Below are 16,993 nucleotides of genomic sequence, written 5' to 3'. Positions count from 1 at the left end.
CGGCCTTGAATGAATCAATTACTCAGCGGCTGCAACAACAGCAACGGTAATTTTAGCAACAGCGTCAGTGTGCAGAGCTACTTCAACTTCGTATTCGCCAACAGCTTTCAACGGACCGTTAGGCAGACGTACGTTTGCTTTAGCAGCTTGGATACCGGCAGCAACAATCGCTTCAGCGATGTCAGCATTGGTAACAGAACCGAACAGACGACCATCAACACCGGCTTTTTGAGCAACAGTAATGGTTTGGCCTTCCAGTTTTTCTTGACGGGCTTTAGCATCAGCCAAGATTTCAGCTTGTTTGGCTTCCAATTCAGCGCGGCGTGCTTCGAATTCTTTCATGTTGGCTTCGGTTGCACGTTTTGCTTTACCGGCAGGGATCAGGAAGTTGCGTGCGTAACCGTTTTTAACGGTAACGATGTCACCCAAGTTACCCAGACCGCCGATTTTTTCTAACAGAATAATTTGCATGATTTAAACTCCAAAATTATTTGTGTTGATCGGTGTAAGGCAACAGAGCCAGGAAACGGGCACGTTTCACAGCAGTAGCCAACTGACGTTGGTAGTGTGCTTTAGTACCAGTAATGCGGGCAGGGATGATTTTGCCGTTTTCAGAGATGAAGTCTTTCAACAAATCAACTTGTTTGTAATCAACTTCTTGGATTTTTTCAGCCGTAAAGCGGCAGAATTTTCTACGTTTGAATGATTGACGAGCCATTGTCGTTTAACCTTTATATTCTTTAATGTTCTGTATGCGTAGTACCGGCTTGGGGAAGCGTTGGCTGCGTTGCGCCAAAAAACCTTCCGACTCGATGACTGCATCTTGCCGATACTGCCATTCCTCAGCCTGCTTACCTAAAATCCGCGCGGGAATTTCAAATTTGACCAGACATTTTTGTCCGTTTTCTTCCTGCCAAGATTCATGTTGCAACACAATATCTAAAACAGGGATTCCTGCCGGCGTATATCTCAAAGGCTGAACCTGCAAGATACGGGCGGTAAGCTTAATCAGATTGTTCAATCTTATTCAGCTGCTGCAACTTCTTCAGCTGCACCGTTCAGCAAGTTTTTTGCTTTTTCGCCGCCCAGCATTGGGGAAGCTTCAGTTACAGCGTGTTTTGTTTTGATGGTCAGGTGACGCAGTACGGCATCATTGAAGCGGAAAGCAGTTTCCAGCTCTTCAACCACTTCGGGAGTAGTTTCGATATTCATCAAAACATAGTGTGCTTTATGGATTTTGTTGATTGGGTAAGCCAATTGACGACGGCCCCAGTCTTCCAAACGGTGGATTTTACCGTTGGCTTCAGTAATCATGGTTTTGTAACGCTCAACCATAGCAGGCACTTGCTCGCTTTGATCAGGATGAACGATAAACACGATCTCGTAATGACGCATGTTATCTCCTTATGGATGATTAAAAACAGCCTTTCACCATGCGAAGTAAAAGGCAAGGCAAAGAGGCTGAATTTTATCCGTATTTCTTAAAAAATACAAGTCTGAATTCAAAATCCACTTTCTTTTCAATTAAAAAACAACATTAAGCCTTATGGTTATTTCCTAGCAATCCACTCAACTATCTGCCAAAAATCTGCTAAAATCTGCCCCATCCTAATAAATACAGCATCAGAAGGCACACAATCATGGCTCTTTTGCAGATTTCAGAACCCGGCATGTCCGCCGCCCCCCATCAACACCGCCTCGCCGTAGGCATTGATTTAGGCACAACCAACAGCTTGGTTGCCACAGTCCGCAGCGGCAGCGCAGTCTGCCTGCCCGATTCAGACGGCCGCGCCACCCTGCCTTCGGTTGTCCGTTATTTGGATGGCGAAGTTGAAGTCGGCAAAAACGCCCTTTCTGCCCAAAAAACCGATCCGTTAAATACAGTCAGCTCCGCCAAACGCCTGATCGGCCGTACCCTTACCGACCTCGCACAAGAGGCGCAATACCTGCCCTATCGATTTACACCCAATGAGCGCGTGGTTGAATTAAACACCCGTCAAGGTGCAAAAACGCCTATCGAAGTATCGGCTGAAATCCTCAAAGCCCTTAAATCGCGTGCCGAAGAAACATTAGGCGGTGATTTGGTCGGTGCCGTCATTACCGTACCCGCTTATTTTGACGACGCCCAACGTCAAGCCACCAAAGATGCCGCACGCTTGGCGGGCTTGAACGTCTTGCGCCTCCTCAACGAGCCGACTGCCGCCGCAATCGCCTACGGACTGGACAACGCCTCAGAAGGCACGTTTGTCGTTTACGACTTGGGCGGCGGCACATTCGACGTATCCGTATTGCAACTGACTAAAGGCCTGTTTGAAGTTAAAGCCACCGGCGGCAACAGCGCATTGGGCGGCGATGACTTCGACCATCGTTTGTTCTGCTACCTACTCGAACAAAACGACCTTTCCAAACTCAACGAACAAGACAGCCAGCTTCTACTTTCCCTTGCCCGTACCGCCAAAGAAAAACTGACCACTCAAACCGAAGCCGTCATCGAGACCATACTTTCAGACGGCCATAAAGTTCATACCGTCATTACCCGCCAAGAGTTTCACAATCTGACCCAAAATCTGGTACAAAAAACCATCGAGCCCGTCAAACAGGCTTTGAAAGATGCCGGCGTAACCAAGGCGGATGTCAAGGGCGTAATTATGGTTGGCGGCTCTACCCGCATGTTGCACGTTCAACAAGCAGTTGCCACCTTCTTTGGCCAAACTCCACTGAACAACCTCAATCCTGACGAAGTGGTCGCACTCGGCGCCGCCATACAGGCAAACGTCCTTGCGGGTAACAAAACCGACGGCGAATGGCTGCTACTTGACGTTACACCTTTGTCACTCGGATTGGAAACCTACGGCGGTCTTGCCGAAAAAATTATCCCGCGCAACTCCACCATTCCTACCGCACGCGCACAGGACTTCACCACTTTCAAAGACGGTCAAACCGCCATGACGATACACGTCGTACAAGGCGAGCGCGAACTCGTTTCCGACTGTCGCAGCCTTGCCAAATTTACCCTGCGCGGCATTCCGCCCATGGCTGCAGGCGCAGCGCGTATCCGCGTGACCTTCCAAGTTGATGCCGACGGTTTGCTGTCCGTTTCCGCACAAGAGCAAAGCACCGGCGTACAGGCGCAAATCGAAGTCAAACCTTCCTACGGCTTGGACGACAGCACCATCACTCAAATGCTCAAAGACAGCATGAGCAACGCCGCCGAAGACATGGCCGCACGCGCACGCGCCGAAGCCGTAGTCGAAGCCGAAAGCCTGACCGACGCCGTTAATGCTGCCCTTGAGTTGGATAGCGATTTGCTGGATGCCGAAGAGTTGCAACAAATTCAACAAGACATCGCCGTTTTGCAAGGCCGTCTGAAAGACGGCAAAGCCGAAGACATCCGCTCCGCCGTCGCCAAGCTCAGCCACAGCACAGACAACTTCGCCGCCAAACGCATGAACCGCAACATCCAACGTGCGTTGACAGGTCAAAGCGTTGATAATATTTGACGGCAAATGGTTTCAGACGGACTTTGATAAAAAGGCCGTCTGAAAAGATATCTTCATACAGAAATAAAAATAAAGGACAACAATGGAAAAAGCGGGCATTGTCTACCTGATGAAAACCGTCATCAAAGGCGTATATAAAATTGGTATTACTGACGAAAATAATTTTGAAACTAGAATGCGCCATTTGGAAAACAACGGCTACGCAAACGTTGCCGGGTTAGAACGTATTCTAGCGATTAAAACCGACAACTATAAAGAAAAAGAAACCTTACTTCATGAAATTTTCGGCAAAAGCCGAATAGGAGAAACTGAGCTTTTTGCAATTGATGAAAATCTTGTGAAAAGGCTTTTTCTCTCATTAAGAGGTGAAATTGTATTTCCTAAAAATGAAATAGCAGAGTTGGGTTTTGAAAAAACTGTCGAAGAACATCATCAAGAAAAAATTTTTGAAATAGACAGAAGTGCATTTATCTCCTTTATCAAAGAAAAGCACCAACAAAATCCTTCTATATTAAGAAATCTCATCTCTTCGAAAAATACACATAAACCTAAAAATTCCAAAGTCCGTCTCTATAAAGACGAATACTTTGGGAAAAGTGGAACAAAGCTAACTACTGAAATTGAAGAAGGTCTTCATATTTATACTACCTACTCAAAAGAAAATTTAGAGAAAGCTTACGCAGAATATTCAAAATTATTTGAATCACAATGAGACTCTGGCACCAAACCCTTATCCCCCTACTACCCCGCGCCCAGCTTTTGGGGCAACACCGCGAATGCGCTGCTTTACGCGGAGCGGGCTGGGGCAGACCGCATGCGACGGTTAATTACGTTTTTACCCATTCGCCCTACAAACTCTATCTGTATCACGCGTTGATTATGGAAGAGATGGAAAAGCGCGGTTACAAACCCGATACCTTATGGAAAGACCCGCTGTATCGCGGCAAAGCCGTTGCCCCATACCATTCGCACGCGGCTGAAACAGCTACTTCGCCGATTTATGCTGAACATGATGATGCTTACTTGGACGAATGTCTGGAAAATTTAAAAAGTAAAGGCATCATGTTATAAACCCATTTTTCAGACGGCCTGAATATTGAATACCCAAGGCCGTCTGAAACCACTTTAACCACAACCACTCTTAAACAACCGAGACAATAAAAATGCCAAAAATTACCGTACTCCCACACGCGACATTATGCCCTGAAGGCGCAGTTATCGAAGATGCACCGGAAGGCCAAACCGTCCTTGACGTACTGCTCGACCACGATATCGAAGTCGATCACGCCTGCGAAAAATCCTGCGCCTGCACCACCTGCCACGTGATTATCCGCAAAGGTTTTGACAGCCTGGAAGAACCGACCGAATTGGAAGAAGACTTGCTCGACCAAGCATGGGGCTTGGAAGCCGATTCACGCTTGAGCTGTCAGGCAGTCGTTGCCGATGAAGATTTGGTCGTAGAAATCCCCAAATATACGATCAACCATGCACGTGAAGACCACTAAAACAAGATTGTATGAAGAAGGCCGTCTAAAACCACAAATTCATGGTTTTCAGACGGCCTTTTGGTTATGCAGCAAACTATTTGATATGAGGGAAAATAAAACGCATACGCGAAATCTGCATGGAGGCCACTTTCTGCGTAGCGGAGTAATTTTCAATTTTTTCTTGCATTCTGATTTGATGCACATTGCCGTTATAACGGGGAGCCGCGTTTTGAGATTTGTTTACGGTCGGCAGTTCAGCCTCTACCTTCAACGCTTCCTCCGCCTCAATGGCCGAAAGTGCAGCCTCATCCCTTACTAAACCGAAACGCTCGATAATGGCATTGGCTTCATCTATATAATGAGATTTGTTTGCGCCATTTTCCAATACAGCATTTTCAAGCACGACCGACAAATGCTTGCCGCAATTTTCGATACGCTCTGCGATACGCGAATAAACCATCCAACGTTTCAACCTCAATGCGCCTGCATCGTCATTGGGTGAAGCGGCATCCAGTTTAATCAAACCATAATGCTTGCCGTAATACAGACGGAACACCAGCTGCTTCAAACCTTCTGTTTCGTCCAGCATCCGATAAAGTTCACGAACCAACAACAGCAAACGGTCGAATGCACCTGCTTGGGACAGATACTCCGGATCATCGGAAGCGAGCGCGTAAATCAGCTTGGACAGCTTGGCGTTGAGTGCGTTATTCATCTTTTTTCCTTTTATTTTTAAGCGATGGATTGTCTTAAGAGCCGTTCCAAAAAATTTGGTTGCATAACAAAGTGTAAATTTTGTATGAAAACCAAATCATACAAAGCGGAATAGAAAGTATAAAACGGCAGATTGCCGTGAATTTTAAGTGTCTTGCCGTATTTTAACGCAACTATGCTATTTTGTTAAAAAATAGCGCCATCATTTATCTGCCAATCTTCCGTAAAACAATCTGGCAGTCCAACTTCTTCTTGATTAAAATAATTACTAATAGCCCAAACCCAATAAAGGAACACATCATGAAATGGACAGATACCCAACGCATCGCCGAAGAACTCTACGACTTACACGGCGACAGCATCGATCCGAAAACCGTACGCTTTACCCAACTGCGTGATTTAATTATGGCTTTGCCTGAATTTGACGATGACCCGACGCGTTGCGGCGAGCGTATTCTCGAAGCCGTGCAACAAGCGTGGATAGATGAAGCAGAATAATCTTTCCCCACTTCCCTATCAAACAAGACCTCAGACAGTTTTTCAGACGGCCTGAGGTCTTTATTAAATTTATTCATACAATTTCGGAAAATTTCGAAATTGACTCATACCAACCTCAAATTTATTATGCAACCTGACAACAAATAAAAGATATGCAGAAGGTGCATAGCCATGAATCACGCTCGAGAAATCGCCGCTTTAAACAACAGCCTTTCTGATTTAAAAGGCGACATCAATGTTTCATTCGAATTTTTCCCGCCGAAAAACGAACAAATGGAAACCATGCTGTGGGATTCCATCCATCGCCTGCAAACCCTGCATCCGAAATTCGTTTCCGTAACCTACGGTGCAAACTCCGGCGAACGCGACCGCACACACAGCATCGTCAAACGCATCAAACAAGAAACCGGCCTTGACGCTGCCCCCCACCTGACAGGTATCGACGCCAGCCCTGACGAGTTGCGCCAAATCGCCAAAGATTATTGGGATAGCGGTATCCGCCGCATTGTCGCCCTGCGTGGCGACGAGCCGCCCGGCTACGAGAAAAAACCTTTCTATGCCGAAGATTTGGTCAAACTGTTGCGCTCCGTTGCCGACTTTGATATTTCCGTAGCAGCCTATCCAGAAGTGCACCCGGAAGCCAAATCCGCACAAGCCGACTTAATCAATCTGAAACGCAAAATTGATGCGGGTGCAAACCACGTTATTACCCAATTTTTCTTTGACGTGGAAAGCTATCTGCGCTTCCGCGACCGTTGCGTGATGATGGGCATTGACGTTGAAATTGTTCCCGGCATCCTGCCCGTAACCAATTTCAAACAATTGACCAAAATGGCCCAAGTGACCAATGTCAAAATCCCAAGCTGGCTGTCTAAAATGTACGAAGGTTTGGATGACGACCAAGGCACGCGCAACCTTGTTGCCGCCAGCATCGCCATCGACATGGTCAAAGTCCTCTCGCGCGAAGGTGTCAAAGACTTCCACTTCTACACCCTCAACCGCAGCGAACTGACTTACGCCATCTGCCATATTTTGGGTGTACGCCCCCGTTAATAAAACAGACGGCCTCCCCATTCTGATTTACAATATCGAACATTCAGGCCATACTGGCCTGATTCAAAATTCCAACTAGGAGAGTTAACATGACAACATTGCATTTTTCAGGCTTCCCGCGCGTCGGTGCCTTCCGCGAATTGAAATTCGCACAAGAAAAATACTGGCGCAAAGAAATCAGCGAGCAAGAATTGCTGGCTGTTGCTAAAGACTTGCGCGAGAAAAACTGGAAACACCAAGCTGCTGCCAACGCTGATTACGTTGCTGTAGGCGATTTCACTTTCTACGACCACATCCTCGACCTGCAAGTTGCTACCGGTGCCATCCCTGCCCGTTTCGGCTTCGACAACCAAAACCTGTCTTTGGAACAATTCTTCCAACTGGCCCGCGGTAACAAAGACCAATTCGCTATCGAAATGACCAAATGGTTCGACACCAACTACCACTACTTGGTGCCTGAATTCCACGCCGATACCGAATTCAAAGCCAACGCCAAACACTACGTTCAACAACTGCAAGAAGCCCAAGCTTTGGGTCTGAAAGCCAAACCGACCGTTGTTGGTCCGTTGACTTTCCTGTGGGTTGGTAAAGAAAAAGGCGCTGTTGAATTCGACCGTCTGAGCCTGTTGCCTAAACTGTTGCCTGTTTACGTTGAAATCCTGACTGCTTTGGTTGAAGCCGGTGCCGAGTGGATTCAAATCGACGAGCCTGCTTTGACTGTTGACCTGCCTAAAGAATGGGTAGAAGCATACAAAGACGTTTACGCTACTTTGAGCAAAGTAAGCGCCAAAATCCTGTTGAGCACTTACTTCGGTTCTGTTGCCGAACACGCTACTTTGCTGAAATCCCTGCCTGTTGACGGCCTGCACATCGACTTGGTACGCGCTCCTGAACAGCTGGACGCATTTGCCGACTACGACAAAGTTCTGTCTGCCGGCGTTATCGACGGCCGCAACATTTGGCGCGCCAACCTGAACAAAGTTTTGGAAACTGTCGAGCCTCTGCAAGCCAAACTGGGCGACCGTTTGTGGATCTCCAGCTCTTGCTCTCTGCTGCACACTCCATTTGACTTGTCAGTTGAAGAAAAACTGAAAGCCAACAAACCTGACCTGTACTCTTGGTTGGCATTCACCCTGCAAAAAACCCAAGAATTGCGCGTTCTGAAAGCCGCATTGAACGAAGGTCGTGATTCTGTTGCCGAAGAACTGGCCGCTAGCCAAGCTGCCGCCGACTCCCGTGCCAACAGCAGCGAAATCCACCGTGCAGACGTTGCCAAACGCCTGGCCGATTTGCCTGCCAACGCAGACCAACGCAAATCTCCATTTGCCGACCGTATCAAAGCGCAACAAGCATGGTTGAACCTGCCTTTACTGCCGACTACCAACATCGGTTCTTTCCCACAAACTACCGAAATCCGCCAAGCACGTGCAGCCTTCAAAAAAGGCGAACTGTCTGCCGCAGATTACGAAGCCGCGATGAAAAAAGAAATCGCCTTGGTGGTTGAAGAGCAAGAAAAACTGGACTTGGACGTACTGGTACACGGCGAAGCCGAGCGTAACGACATGGTTGAATACTTCGGCGAATTGTTGAGCGGTTTTGCATTCACCCAATACGGCTGGGTACAAAGCTACGGCTCACGTTGCGTTAAACCACCTATCATCTTTGGTGACGTAAGTCGTCCTGAAGCCATGACTGTGGCTTGGTCTACTTACGCTCAAAGCCTGACCAAACGCCCGATGAAAGGTATGTTGACCGGCCCTGTAACCATTCTGCAATGGTCTTTTGTCCGCAATGATATTCCTCGCTCTACCGTGTGCAAACAAATCGCACTGGCTCTGAACGACGAAGTATTGGATCTGGAAAAAGCCGGCATCAAAGTCATCCAAATTGACGAACCTGCCATCCGCGAAGGTCTGCCTTTGAAACGTGCCGATTGGGATGCCTACCTGAACTGGGCCGGCGAATCTTTCCGCCTGTCCTCTACCGGTTGCGAAGACAGCACCCAAATCCACACTCATATGTGCTATTCTGAGTTCAACGACATCCTGCCTGCCATCGCTGCTATGGACGCTGACGTCATCACCATTGAAACTTCACGTTCCGATATGGAGCTCTTGACCGCGTTCGGCGAATTCAAATACCCGAACGACATTGGCCCAGGTGTTTACGACATCCACAGCCCACGCGTACCGACTGAAGCTGAAGTTGAGCATCTGTTGCGCAAAGCCATCGAGGTTGTACCGGTTGAACGTCTGTGGGTTAACCCGGACTGCGGCCTGAAAACCCGTGGCTGGAAAGAAACTCTGGAACAACTCCAAGTGATGATGAACGTAACCCACAAACTGCGTGCCGAACTGGCTAAATAATGTGAGTTAGATGAAAAGGCCGTCTGAAAATTTTCAGACGGCCTTTTTTTATTTATCAATATTTAAAACATAAAGATTACGACTTCAACAACTTACAAAATCCCTGTCGTTGTATGATGTTCTTCCACTCCTGATGTATACACGTTCTGAGTATGGTGATACACAGTCTCTTTAGTCGTTTCAACAATATGGTTAGCTTCTGACAAGATATCGCTCAATGCCACTTTACTGCCGGTCGTATTCACCTTTTTCAGTGCTGCGCCGTTATGGCTATTGCCTTCAGAATACGTCTTGATGTCGTTTTCAAAGCGCAGCCATGAATCATACAGTTTGCCTTTAATGTCCGTCATGATTTTGTTGTTGGCTACATTTAAAGATGCTTTGCCTTTAGGGTTGGTACTGTGTACGTCTACCAAAGCATCATTCAGGGCACCACCAAGTTTCAATGTGTTATTGGTGATGTTGTACTCTTTGGCATTGCTCTTTAAATAGGCAAATTCAACATAGCCTTCAGATTCTTCGCGCACGGAAATTTTGTTGTTGTGAATTGTCACCGCACCATGCATAGCGACATTGCCATGGTGTTCTTCCACATAAACCGGTACTGCGCCTTTCATAATCTTACCAATATCGGCATCATTGCCGCTGATGGTAATGGTACCGCTACCAATGCCGTTTTTAGATAAAACGCGGTCGTAGGTATCGTTGATGACGGCAATCAGATATTTGGTAGATTCGCCGCTGATCTTGTTGTTTGCCATATTGAGCGTGTAATCCATTTTGCTTTCATGGTTACGGAACTCAATCGCGTAGGTCTGAATATTGTTTTGATAAACCGTCAGATTTTTAATGACATTATCGCTAATATCGAAATAACCTTTATCAGCCGAGTGCAAATCTTTGTATTGGGTATTGGTTTGTACCTGAATCCCTGAATACATGTGGTAGTACTTACCCAAGTCATCATCAACATTCAAACGGAAGCTCGGGTCTTGGATAATGGTATTGCCCGTAATTTTGACTTTATCCATAGAAAACTGGCGGTTGTAGGCAACAATACCATACAGCCGGTCACCCGTTAACACATTGTCTTCAATGACAATGCCTGTACCATCATGCACATCCAAGCCTTTGCGGTAGTTGTGGTCAGTCGTGTTTTTACGGTATGTGATGCCGTAATTGTAACTACCCGCAGCCACAGCCATACCATAGCCGGTACCGCCGTCCGCTTCGTGGCCGTTCCAATCCAAACGGTTGCCCTCGCCGATAAAGTTTTGTTGGAAACCGATCAGCGCACCGGCAACGCGGTTGTGGTGCAGATACGAATCAACAATACGGTTGTTTTCACCCAAAGGCAGCGCTTCGTATTTTTCATCAATTTCGCCGCTTTGTACGCGCGCTTTAAAGGTCAGTTTTTGACCTTTTTCCGTTTCCAAAGAAGCGGTTGACGTAAACATCACACCAGCACGATTGGCACCGGAAACCTCTACTTTGCTGATTAAAGTATTGTCCGCATCGTTCACTAAAATGCCGTTTACCTTGCCAAAATAGCTTAAGCCTTTGCGGTAAAAATCAGGGTTGGTATATTGAACCGACAAGTCGGCAATGGTTTTATTGTTTTGCCCATCAACCAAAATACCGGCAAATTCGCGGATATCGTCATGGTTGGTGTCCGGATTGAACACGCCCGTCTGCGCTTTATCAAACGTTACTTTGGTTTTGCCCATACCCGAACCAAACAAACCGCGTGCGCCGGAAACGGTTTTATCCATCACAATCTGGTTGGAAATATAGTAAGTACCATCCAAGAAGACCATGGCTTTTTCTTTATGAGCCGCTTCTAAAGCTGCTTTAAATGCCTGAAGACTGTCTTTTTTACCCTGCGCATCGGCACCAAAATCATTCACACGAACGTAATTACCGTACTCTTTAGATTCATACACGCGGTATTTTCCGGATAGGCCTACCCTGCTTTCAGCATGGTCGTCAATTTTGTTTGCTTTACCCGAACTGAGGTGGCCGTCGTGGCTATTGATTGCTTTTTTACCGGAAGAAACGCCCGCTATTTTGTCATGGCCGTCTGAATCCTTCAGATTCTTTTTATGAACAATCTCAACGGTTTCTTTTTCTTCGGCAATTCTGTCTTCCTCCTCTTTCTCTTTGCGGGCGGCTTCTTGTTTGGCTTTACGCTCTGCAATCGCTTTTTCGACTGCCGCTTTATGCGCTTCTTTTGCGCGTTCGACCGCCTTTGCTTTGGCAGCGGCAGCCTCGGCTATTTTTTTTGCTTTAGCCTCTTCGTAAATTTTTTGCTTTTCAGCCAGAATTTTTTCCATCGATTTATTGACTGGTTTAGCTGCCGTTGCTTTATCGGTAGCGGCAGGTTTATTTGTTACTTTAGGCGCAATGATATGTTTACTGGAAACGCTGCTTACAGAAGCAACACTGGCCCGTGCAACATGCATTTTTGTCACAAGGCCGTCTGAAGATGATGATGAACTGTCAAATCTTGCTGCCTCCGCCACATGCACTACTTCTCTCGTTACCGTATTTTTACCGCTTAATTGCTTAAGCTCAGGAGAAACCGACGGCATATCCCCCCAATTGTGGGTGTGTATCCATTCTTTTAGAGGAGAAGATGATTTGGAATTTGCTTCAGGTGTGGATGAGCCGTGACGAATGTGGGTACGGCCAAGAGGAGCAAGTTTATGTGACATAATCAGCGTATTTCCTTGTATCGAATATCGCCTTTCCCACCGCACAAGCGTGCAACAAAAAAGCCGATTGATTAAAGAGGTAAGACGGATTCTGTCGTAACAACAATTGCCTGTATAAAGGCCAAACTGAAGTTGGCCGCTTTGAGAAACTCGGCAGCGTTTCCCCTTCTGCCGGTTTTCTGATTGGAAACGGTCATGGTGTCAGACAGAACCCTTGGATGACTTTATATAGGCGATCTGTCCGCGTACCATGTATCCGGTTATTTTTGACGGAAATGTATCAGAGTCCCTTTTTAATTGATTAGTTCATCCAGAGTTAAGTTATTTTTGATTTTTATAGCAAAATAAAAATGGTTTTATCTTGCACTGGTTTCCTTTTTGACTTGACAGAGTGAATCCCGCGAAGCCAAAAAGGAGGGAAATTCTAACACGATATGTTTTTAGCATTCCCTATTTAACTAAATTTACAAAATATACAGAATAAATATCTATAACTGTTTTTAACTTCTTCTAAAAATCAATAAAATTCGATATTTCCAATATGTATTTTTACAACATGACTGCGCATTATATACCGATTATCTAAAAATACTACCGTTTGTTTAAAAAATTTAGCATTTTATTATCGCTTTTTCCTTCTAAATGCCAATAAAAAAAGCCGTCTGAAAAAATATTTCAGACGGCCTTTTATATTAACGTTCTACTTAACAAACTTCGACCAACCAGCCGTGTTTGTCTTCTGTCAAACCGTATTGAATGTCGGTAATCGCCTTACGGATTGCGTAACCGCGCTCTTGGCTCTTCACTTCAATTTCTTTGCCATCAATCACGAAAGAAGTTACTGGAGAAATAACCGCAGCCGTACCAGTCAGAATCGCTTCCGCACCATTCTCAATCGCAGTTTTCAGCTCGTCGACAGTAAAGTTGCGCTCGGTAACAGTGTAACCCAAATCTTTGGCAACAGTCAGCACGGAATCACGGGTAACGCCGTGCAGGAATTCATCTGTCAACGGTTTGGTAATGATTTCATCGCCGTTAATCAGGATAAAGTTGGACGCGCCGGTTTCCTGAACGTCGCCATTCGGGCAGAACAATACTTGGTTTGCACCATGCTCTGCTTTGGCTTTCAATACCCAAGGCATGGCGGAAGCGTAGTTGCCGCCGCATTTCACACGACCCATATGTGGGGCGCAACGGATATGTTCGGTTTCCACCAAGATTTTAACGGGCGAACCGGCTTTGAAATAGTCACCGACAGGAGAAGCCAGAATGTACAGCAAGGCTGTTTCGGAAGGAGAACCGGCTTTGCCGATCACAGGGTCGGTACCGATCAAAGTCGGACGCAGGTACAAAGCGGCAGGCGCATCAGGGATTTCCTCGGCGGAACGTTTGACCAATTCGATCAAAGCATTCAAATAAGCCTCTGTCTCAGGACACGGTAGGTGCAGAATATCTGCGCTTTGCTGCATACGCGCGATGTTAGCAGTCGGGCGGAACATCACGATTTTGCCGTTTGCCTGACGGAATGCCTTCAAACCTTCAAAACATTCGCTGCCATAATGCAAAGCATGTGCGCCGGGGGCGAGTGTCAGGTCTTTGGAAGATTGCCATTCTACCGGTTGCCATTTACCTTCACGATAAGCGATAACGGGCATTTCAGCGTGGAAAACGCTGCCGAATACGGCTGGGACTGGTCTGCTCATGATGATTGCCTTTCTTATTCTGATTTGTAAGATAATAACTAAAGACTGAACAATACGCCTTTCAATATGGGTTTGACAAGTACCCGTCAGCATAAAGACACCATCTCCCCTGCCGTCTGAAACATGCCGTTCTATCCGAAATCCGGCAAATCGTTTAAACTGATACCATTTTTCAGACGGCCTGCCCCAACCGCAGCCAACCCGGAGTAACCCATGAAACTCATCTATACCATCATCAAAATCCTGATTCTTCTTGTTTTCCTCCTGCTGGCCATTACCAATACCCACACCGTATCCTTCTTCTACCTGCCCGGCCAAAACATCAATCTGCCGCTAATTGTCGTGCTTTTCGGTGCATTTATTATCGGTATCGTGTTCGGTATGTTTGCCCTCTTCGGCCGTCTGCTGTCCCTGCGCAGCGAAAACAACCGCCTGCGTGCCGAAGTGAAAAAATACGCCCACCTTTCCGAAAAAGACCTGACCCCGGTCAAAACCGAAACACCGGCAACGACTTCCGAAGCCACTCCCAAAGCGTAATGCCACCAATCAATAAAGGAATACCATGGACAACGAATTGTGGGTCATCTTACTGCCCATCGTCCTCCTCCCCGTTTTCTTCGCTATGGGCTGGTTTGCCGCGCGCGTCGATATGAAGACCGTCCTGAAACAGGCTAAAAGCATACCGGCAGGGTTTTACAAAAGCCTTGACGCCCTCGTTGACCGCAACAGTGGCCGCGCCGCGCGCGAATTGGCGGAAGTGATTGACCAACAGCCGCAGTCATACGACTTAAACCTGACCCTAGGCAAGCTCTACCGTCAACGCGGCGAAAACGACAAAGCCATCAATATGCACCGCGCCCTGCTCGATTCGCCCGACACAGTCAACGAAAAACGCGCGCGCGTGCTTTTTGAATTGGCGCAAAACTACCAAAGCGCAGGCTTGGTGGACCGTGCCGAACAAATCTTCCTCGGCTTGCAGGAAGGCGATATGGCACGCGAAGCCCGCCAACACCTTTTGAGTATTTACCAACAAGACCGCGACTGGGAAAAAGCCATCGAAATGGCGCAACTCTTGAGCCATGACGAACAAACCTACCAGTTTGAAATCGCCCAGTTCTATTGCGAAATCGCCCAAGCCGCACTGTTCAAGTCCAACTTCGACGCCGCACGCTACAACATCGGCAAAGCACTCGAAGCCAACAAGAAATGTACGCGCGCCAACATCATCCTCGGCGACATCGAATACCGTCAGGGCAACTTCCCTGCCGCAGTGGAAGCGTATTCCGCCATCGAGCAGCAAAACCACGCCTATCTGAGCATGGTCGGCGAGAAGCTCTATGAAGCCTATGCCGCGCAAGGCAAGCAGGAAGAAGGCCTCAACCGCCTCATCGGCTATATGCAAACCTTTCCCGATCTTGACCTGATCAACGTCATCTACGAAAAGGCTCTGCTGCTCAAAGGCGAAACCGAAGCGGCGCAAATCGCTGTCGAACTCGTCCGCCAAAAACCCGACCTCAACGGCGTGTACCGCCTGCTTGGCTTGAAACTCAGCAGTATGAATCCGGAGTGGAAAGCCGACACCGATATGATTCGTTCCATTATCGGCCGCCAGCTGCAAAAAAGCGTTATGTACCGCTGCCGCAACTGCCACTTCAAATCCCAAGTCTTCTTCTGGCACTGCCCAGCCTGCAACAAATGGCAAACCTTTACGCCGAATAAAATCGAGATTTGATCAAACGTTGAGCATCAAAAAAGGCCGTCTGAAATCTTTTCAGACGGCCTTTTTATTACAAAGCAAAGAAAGGAAGCAAGAATCGTTCCAACAAGAAAAAAATAAAGTTGAATCATACTTAATTATTCGGAAAAAATATGAGAAAGAGTATAATAGTTGGATATAAGAGAAGTTTTAGGAGCAAATATGAAAATTCACTTTGAAAAAGGACTTCAGTTAGAAAATGCCCAACTCATTTGTCAGTGGTCTAATGCTTTGGGAGAAAGTTTTCAGAAGCAATGGATGGGGCCAAAGATTTCTTATCCCTTGATTGCCCAATCCTTGCAAAAGATGGAAGGGATTTTTTCCATTTTTGTTGGAGAAGAGTTTGTAGGCATCATCCAGAAAATCAAACTAGAAGATAAAAATCTTCATATTGGAAGATTTCTCATAGCTCCACAGAAGCAGGGAAAAGGATTAGGTAGAAAAGCTTTTCAATACTTTCTTCAAGAAATGTTTGAAAATGAAGAAATAGAAAGTATTTCCCTAACGGTTTTTGAGTCAAATCAAATAGCTAGAGACCTCTACCAAAAAGAGGGATTTGAAATTGTTCAAACCATTGAAGTTCCAGAACGTAAATACATAATGAGAAAATCTAGGTAAGAACTAAATTACACTAGAAATTGTCCCCTTTATCAAAGTGGCTCAAAATATAGTCTTACACACCAACAATATCTACTCAACAACGCTGCTCTGCCCATGCCAACGCCGCTACAATCTGAGCCTCAATATCGGCATTAAATTCGCCGGCACGGTACGCATCGCGCAATTCCGTGCGACCGGTTTCATCTGCCGCAATTTGGTTTAACACCACTTGCGGAAACTCGTTAAACACAGGCCCGGCCTCTTCATGCCCCATCAGGAACAGTGCAGGAATTTTTTGGTTGGTACGGACGATTTCCTGTTGGCGAGGATTATCGAAACGGCTGCTGTCGTCAAAATCGTTACGGGCAATATAGTTGACGCGGATATTGGGGTTCAACTCCGCCATTTTCTGAATAAACGGCACAAACACGCGACAATCAGGACAATATGGCGCAGCGGCAAGCAACCAGTTTTGCGGACGACTGATCTTTTTAACCTCTGCTACCGTTTGCGCCGACAACTCGGTCGCCTGATAGAGTTGCTGCTGTTTCAATTTGTCTTCTTCAGTATCAAAATCCAAATATTCTGCATAAGTGGCCATG

18 protein-coding genes are annotated in these 16,993 nt (G+C 46.7%); 10 read left to right on the top strand and 8 right to left on the bottom strand.

The features are described from left to right. Positions 1 to 18: 18 nt before the first annotated feature. The 4 genes from rplI to rpsF are packed head-to-tail and all read right to left on the bottom strand — an operon-like array spanning position 19 to position 1,395. On the bottom strand, positions 19 to 471 hold the full coding sequence (gene rplI / locus ACTHUR_RS00150; RefSeq protein WP_003678862.1) for a 50S ribosomal protein L9: 453 nt from the start codon (positions 469 to 471) through the stop codon (positions 19 to 21). Between the two features lie 16 nt (positions 472 to 487). Continuing rightward, entirely contained in the window at positions 488 to 718 is a 231-nt protein-coding gene (gene rpsR / locus ACTHUR_RS00145) for a 30S ribosomal protein S18 (protein ID WP_003678863.1), read from the bottom strand. A 6-nt stretch (positions 719 to 724) separates the two neighbouring features. After that, a complete protein-coding gene (gene priB, locus ACTHUR_RS00140) occupies positions 725 to 1,027 on the bottom strand; it encodes a primosomal replication protein N (protein ID WP_180947864.1) in 303 nt (100 codons plus the stop codon). Beyond that, positions 1,024 to 1,395 carry a 30S ribosomal protein S6 gene (gene rpsF, locus ACTHUR_RS00135; RefSeq protein WP_004519252.1) on the bottom strand — a complete coding sequence of 124 codons (372 nt, stop codon included), beginning with the start codon at positions 1,393 to 1,395 and terminating at the stop codon, positions 1,024 to 1,026. Before rpsF ends, priB begins: the two co-directional genes overlap by 4 nt. A 245-nt stretch (positions 1,396 to 1,640) precedes the next feature. On the opposite strand from rpsF, the gene hscA reads away from it, so the two are divergent. From hscA to fdx, 4 genes are all read left to right on the top strand, one after another. Beyond that, positions 1,641 to 3,500, top strand: a complete 1,860-nt coding sequence (gene hscA, locus ACTHUR_RS00130) for a Fe-S protein assembly chaperone HscA (protein ID WP_049337073.1) — start codon at positions 1,641 to 1,643, stop codon at positions 3,498 to 3,500. Between the two features lie 82 nt (positions 3,501 to 3,582). Then, entirely contained in the window at positions 3,583 to 4,212 is a 630-nt protein-coding gene (locus tag ACTHUR_RS00125) for a GIY-YIG nuclease family protein (protein ID WP_049337074.1), read from the top strand. Further along, the gene (locus ACTHUR_RS00120) at positions 4,209 to 4,571 is read left to right on the top strand and encodes a TIGR02328 family protein (RefSeq protein ID WP_049337076.1); all 363 of its coding nucleotides are present in this window, start codon (positions 4,209 to 4,211) and stop codon (positions 4,569 to 4,571) included. Before ACTHUR_RS00125 ends, ACTHUR_RS00120 begins: the two co-directional genes overlap by 4 nt. Before the next feature lie 92 nt (positions 4,572 to 4,663). Further along, complete coding sequence (gene fdx, locus ACTHUR_RS00115; protein WP_003686005.1) at positions 4,664 to 5,005, top strand: ISC system 2Fe-2S type ferredoxin; 342 nt, start codon at positions 4,664 to 4,666, stop codon at positions 5,003 to 5,005. A 76-nt stretch (positions 5,006 to 5,081) separates the two neighbouring features. On the opposite strand, the gene ACTHUR_RS00110 is transcribed toward fdx, so the two are convergent. Next, positions 5,082 to 5,702, bottom strand: coding sequence for a hypothetical protein (locus ACTHUR_RS00110; protein ID WP_049337078.1), 621 nt, complete (start codon positions 5,700 to 5,702; stop codon positions 5,082 to 5,084). Between the two features lie 299 nt (positions 5,703 to 6,001). Here ACTHUR_RS00110 and iscX point away from each other — a divergent pair, with 299 nt between their 5' ends. The 3 genes from iscX (at position 6,002) to metE (ending at position 9,618) form a co-directional block, all read left to right on the top strand. Continuing rightward, entirely contained in the window at positions 6,002 to 6,199 is a 198-nt protein-coding gene (gene iscX / locus ACTHUR_RS00105) for a Fe-S cluster assembly protein IscX (protein WP_039861945.1), read from the top strand. A gap of 171 nt (positions 6,200 to 6,370) precedes the next feature. Then, the gene (gene metF / locus ACTHUR_RS00100; protein WP_049323818.1) at positions 6,371 to 7,252 is read left to right on the top strand and encodes a methylenetetrahydrofolate reductase; all 882 of its coding nucleotides are present in this window, start codon (positions 6,371 to 6,373) and stop codon (positions 7,250 to 7,252) included. An 89-nt stretch (positions 7,253 to 7,341) separates the two neighbouring features. Continuing rightward, the gene (gene metE, locus ACTHUR_RS00095) at positions 7,342 to 9,618 is read left to right on the top strand and encodes a 5-methyltetrahydropteroyltriglutamate--homocysteine S-methyltransferase (RefSeq protein WP_004521067.1); all 2,277 of its coding nucleotides are present in this window, start codon (positions 7,342 to 7,344) and stop codon (positions 9,616 to 9,618) included. A 92-nt stretch (positions 9,619 to 9,710) separates the two neighbouring features. Here metE and ACTHUR_RS00090 read toward each other — a convergent pair whose 3' ends face one another. Both ACTHUR_RS00090 and ilvE read right to left on the bottom strand, forming a co-directional pair. Continuing rightward, on the bottom strand, positions 9,711 to 11,951 hold the full coding sequence (locus tag ACTHUR_RS00090; protein WP_070588515.1) for a right-handed parallel beta-helix repeat-containing protein: 2,241 nt from the start codon (positions 11,949 to 11,951) through the stop codon (positions 9,711 to 9,713). Between the two features lie 1,085 nt (positions 11,952 to 13,036). Beyond that, positions 13,037 to 14,035, bottom strand: coding sequence for a branched-chain-amino-acid transaminase (gene ilvE, locus ACTHUR_RS00085; RefSeq protein WP_049344435.1), 999 nt, complete (start codon positions 14,033 to 14,035; stop codon positions 13,037 to 13,039). A gap of 213 nt (positions 14,036 to 14,248) precedes the next feature. Between ilvE and ACTHUR_RS00080 the strand changes: the two genes are divergently transcribed. The 3 genes from ACTHUR_RS00080 (at position 14,249) to ACTHUR_RS00070 (ending at position 16,409) form a co-directional block, all read left to right on the top strand. Next, positions 14,249 to 14,572, top strand: a complete 324-nt coding sequence (locus ACTHUR_RS00080; RefSeq protein ID WP_004521063.1) for a LapA family protein — start codon at positions 14,249 to 14,251, stop codon at positions 14,570 to 14,572. Between the two features lie 25 nt (positions 14,573 to 14,597). Next, on the top strand, positions 14,598 to 15,767 hold the full coding sequence (gene lapB, locus ACTHUR_RS00075) for a lipopolysaccharide assembly protein LapB (protein WP_003684462.1): 1,170 nt from the start codon (positions 14,598 to 14,600) through the stop codon (positions 15,765 to 15,767). A 156-nt stretch (positions 15,768 to 15,923) separates the two neighbouring features. Continuing rightward, positions 15,924 to 16,409 (top strand): GNAT family N-acetyltransferase, encoded by a 486-nt coding sequence (locus ACTHUR_RS00070; RefSeq protein WP_440392563.1) that lies wholly within the window; start codon positions 15,924 to 15,926, stop codon positions 16,407 to 16,409. A gap of 76 nt (positions 16,410 to 16,485) precedes the next feature. Here the strand turns inward: ACTHUR_RS00070 and ACTHUR_RS00065 are convergent, their stop codons facing one another. After that, positions 16,486 to 16,992 (bottom strand): thioredoxin family protein, encoded by a 507-nt coding sequence (locus ACTHUR_RS00065; RefSeq protein ID WP_004521060.1) that lies wholly within the window; start codon positions 16,990 to 16,992, stop codon positions 16,486 to 16,488. Between the last annotated feature and the right edge of the window lies 1 nt (position 16,993).

The sequence above is a fragment of the Neisseria sp. P0021.S007 genome (genome assembly GCF_051956855.1).
This window is presented reverse-complemented; position numbering and strand designations above follow the sequence as displayed.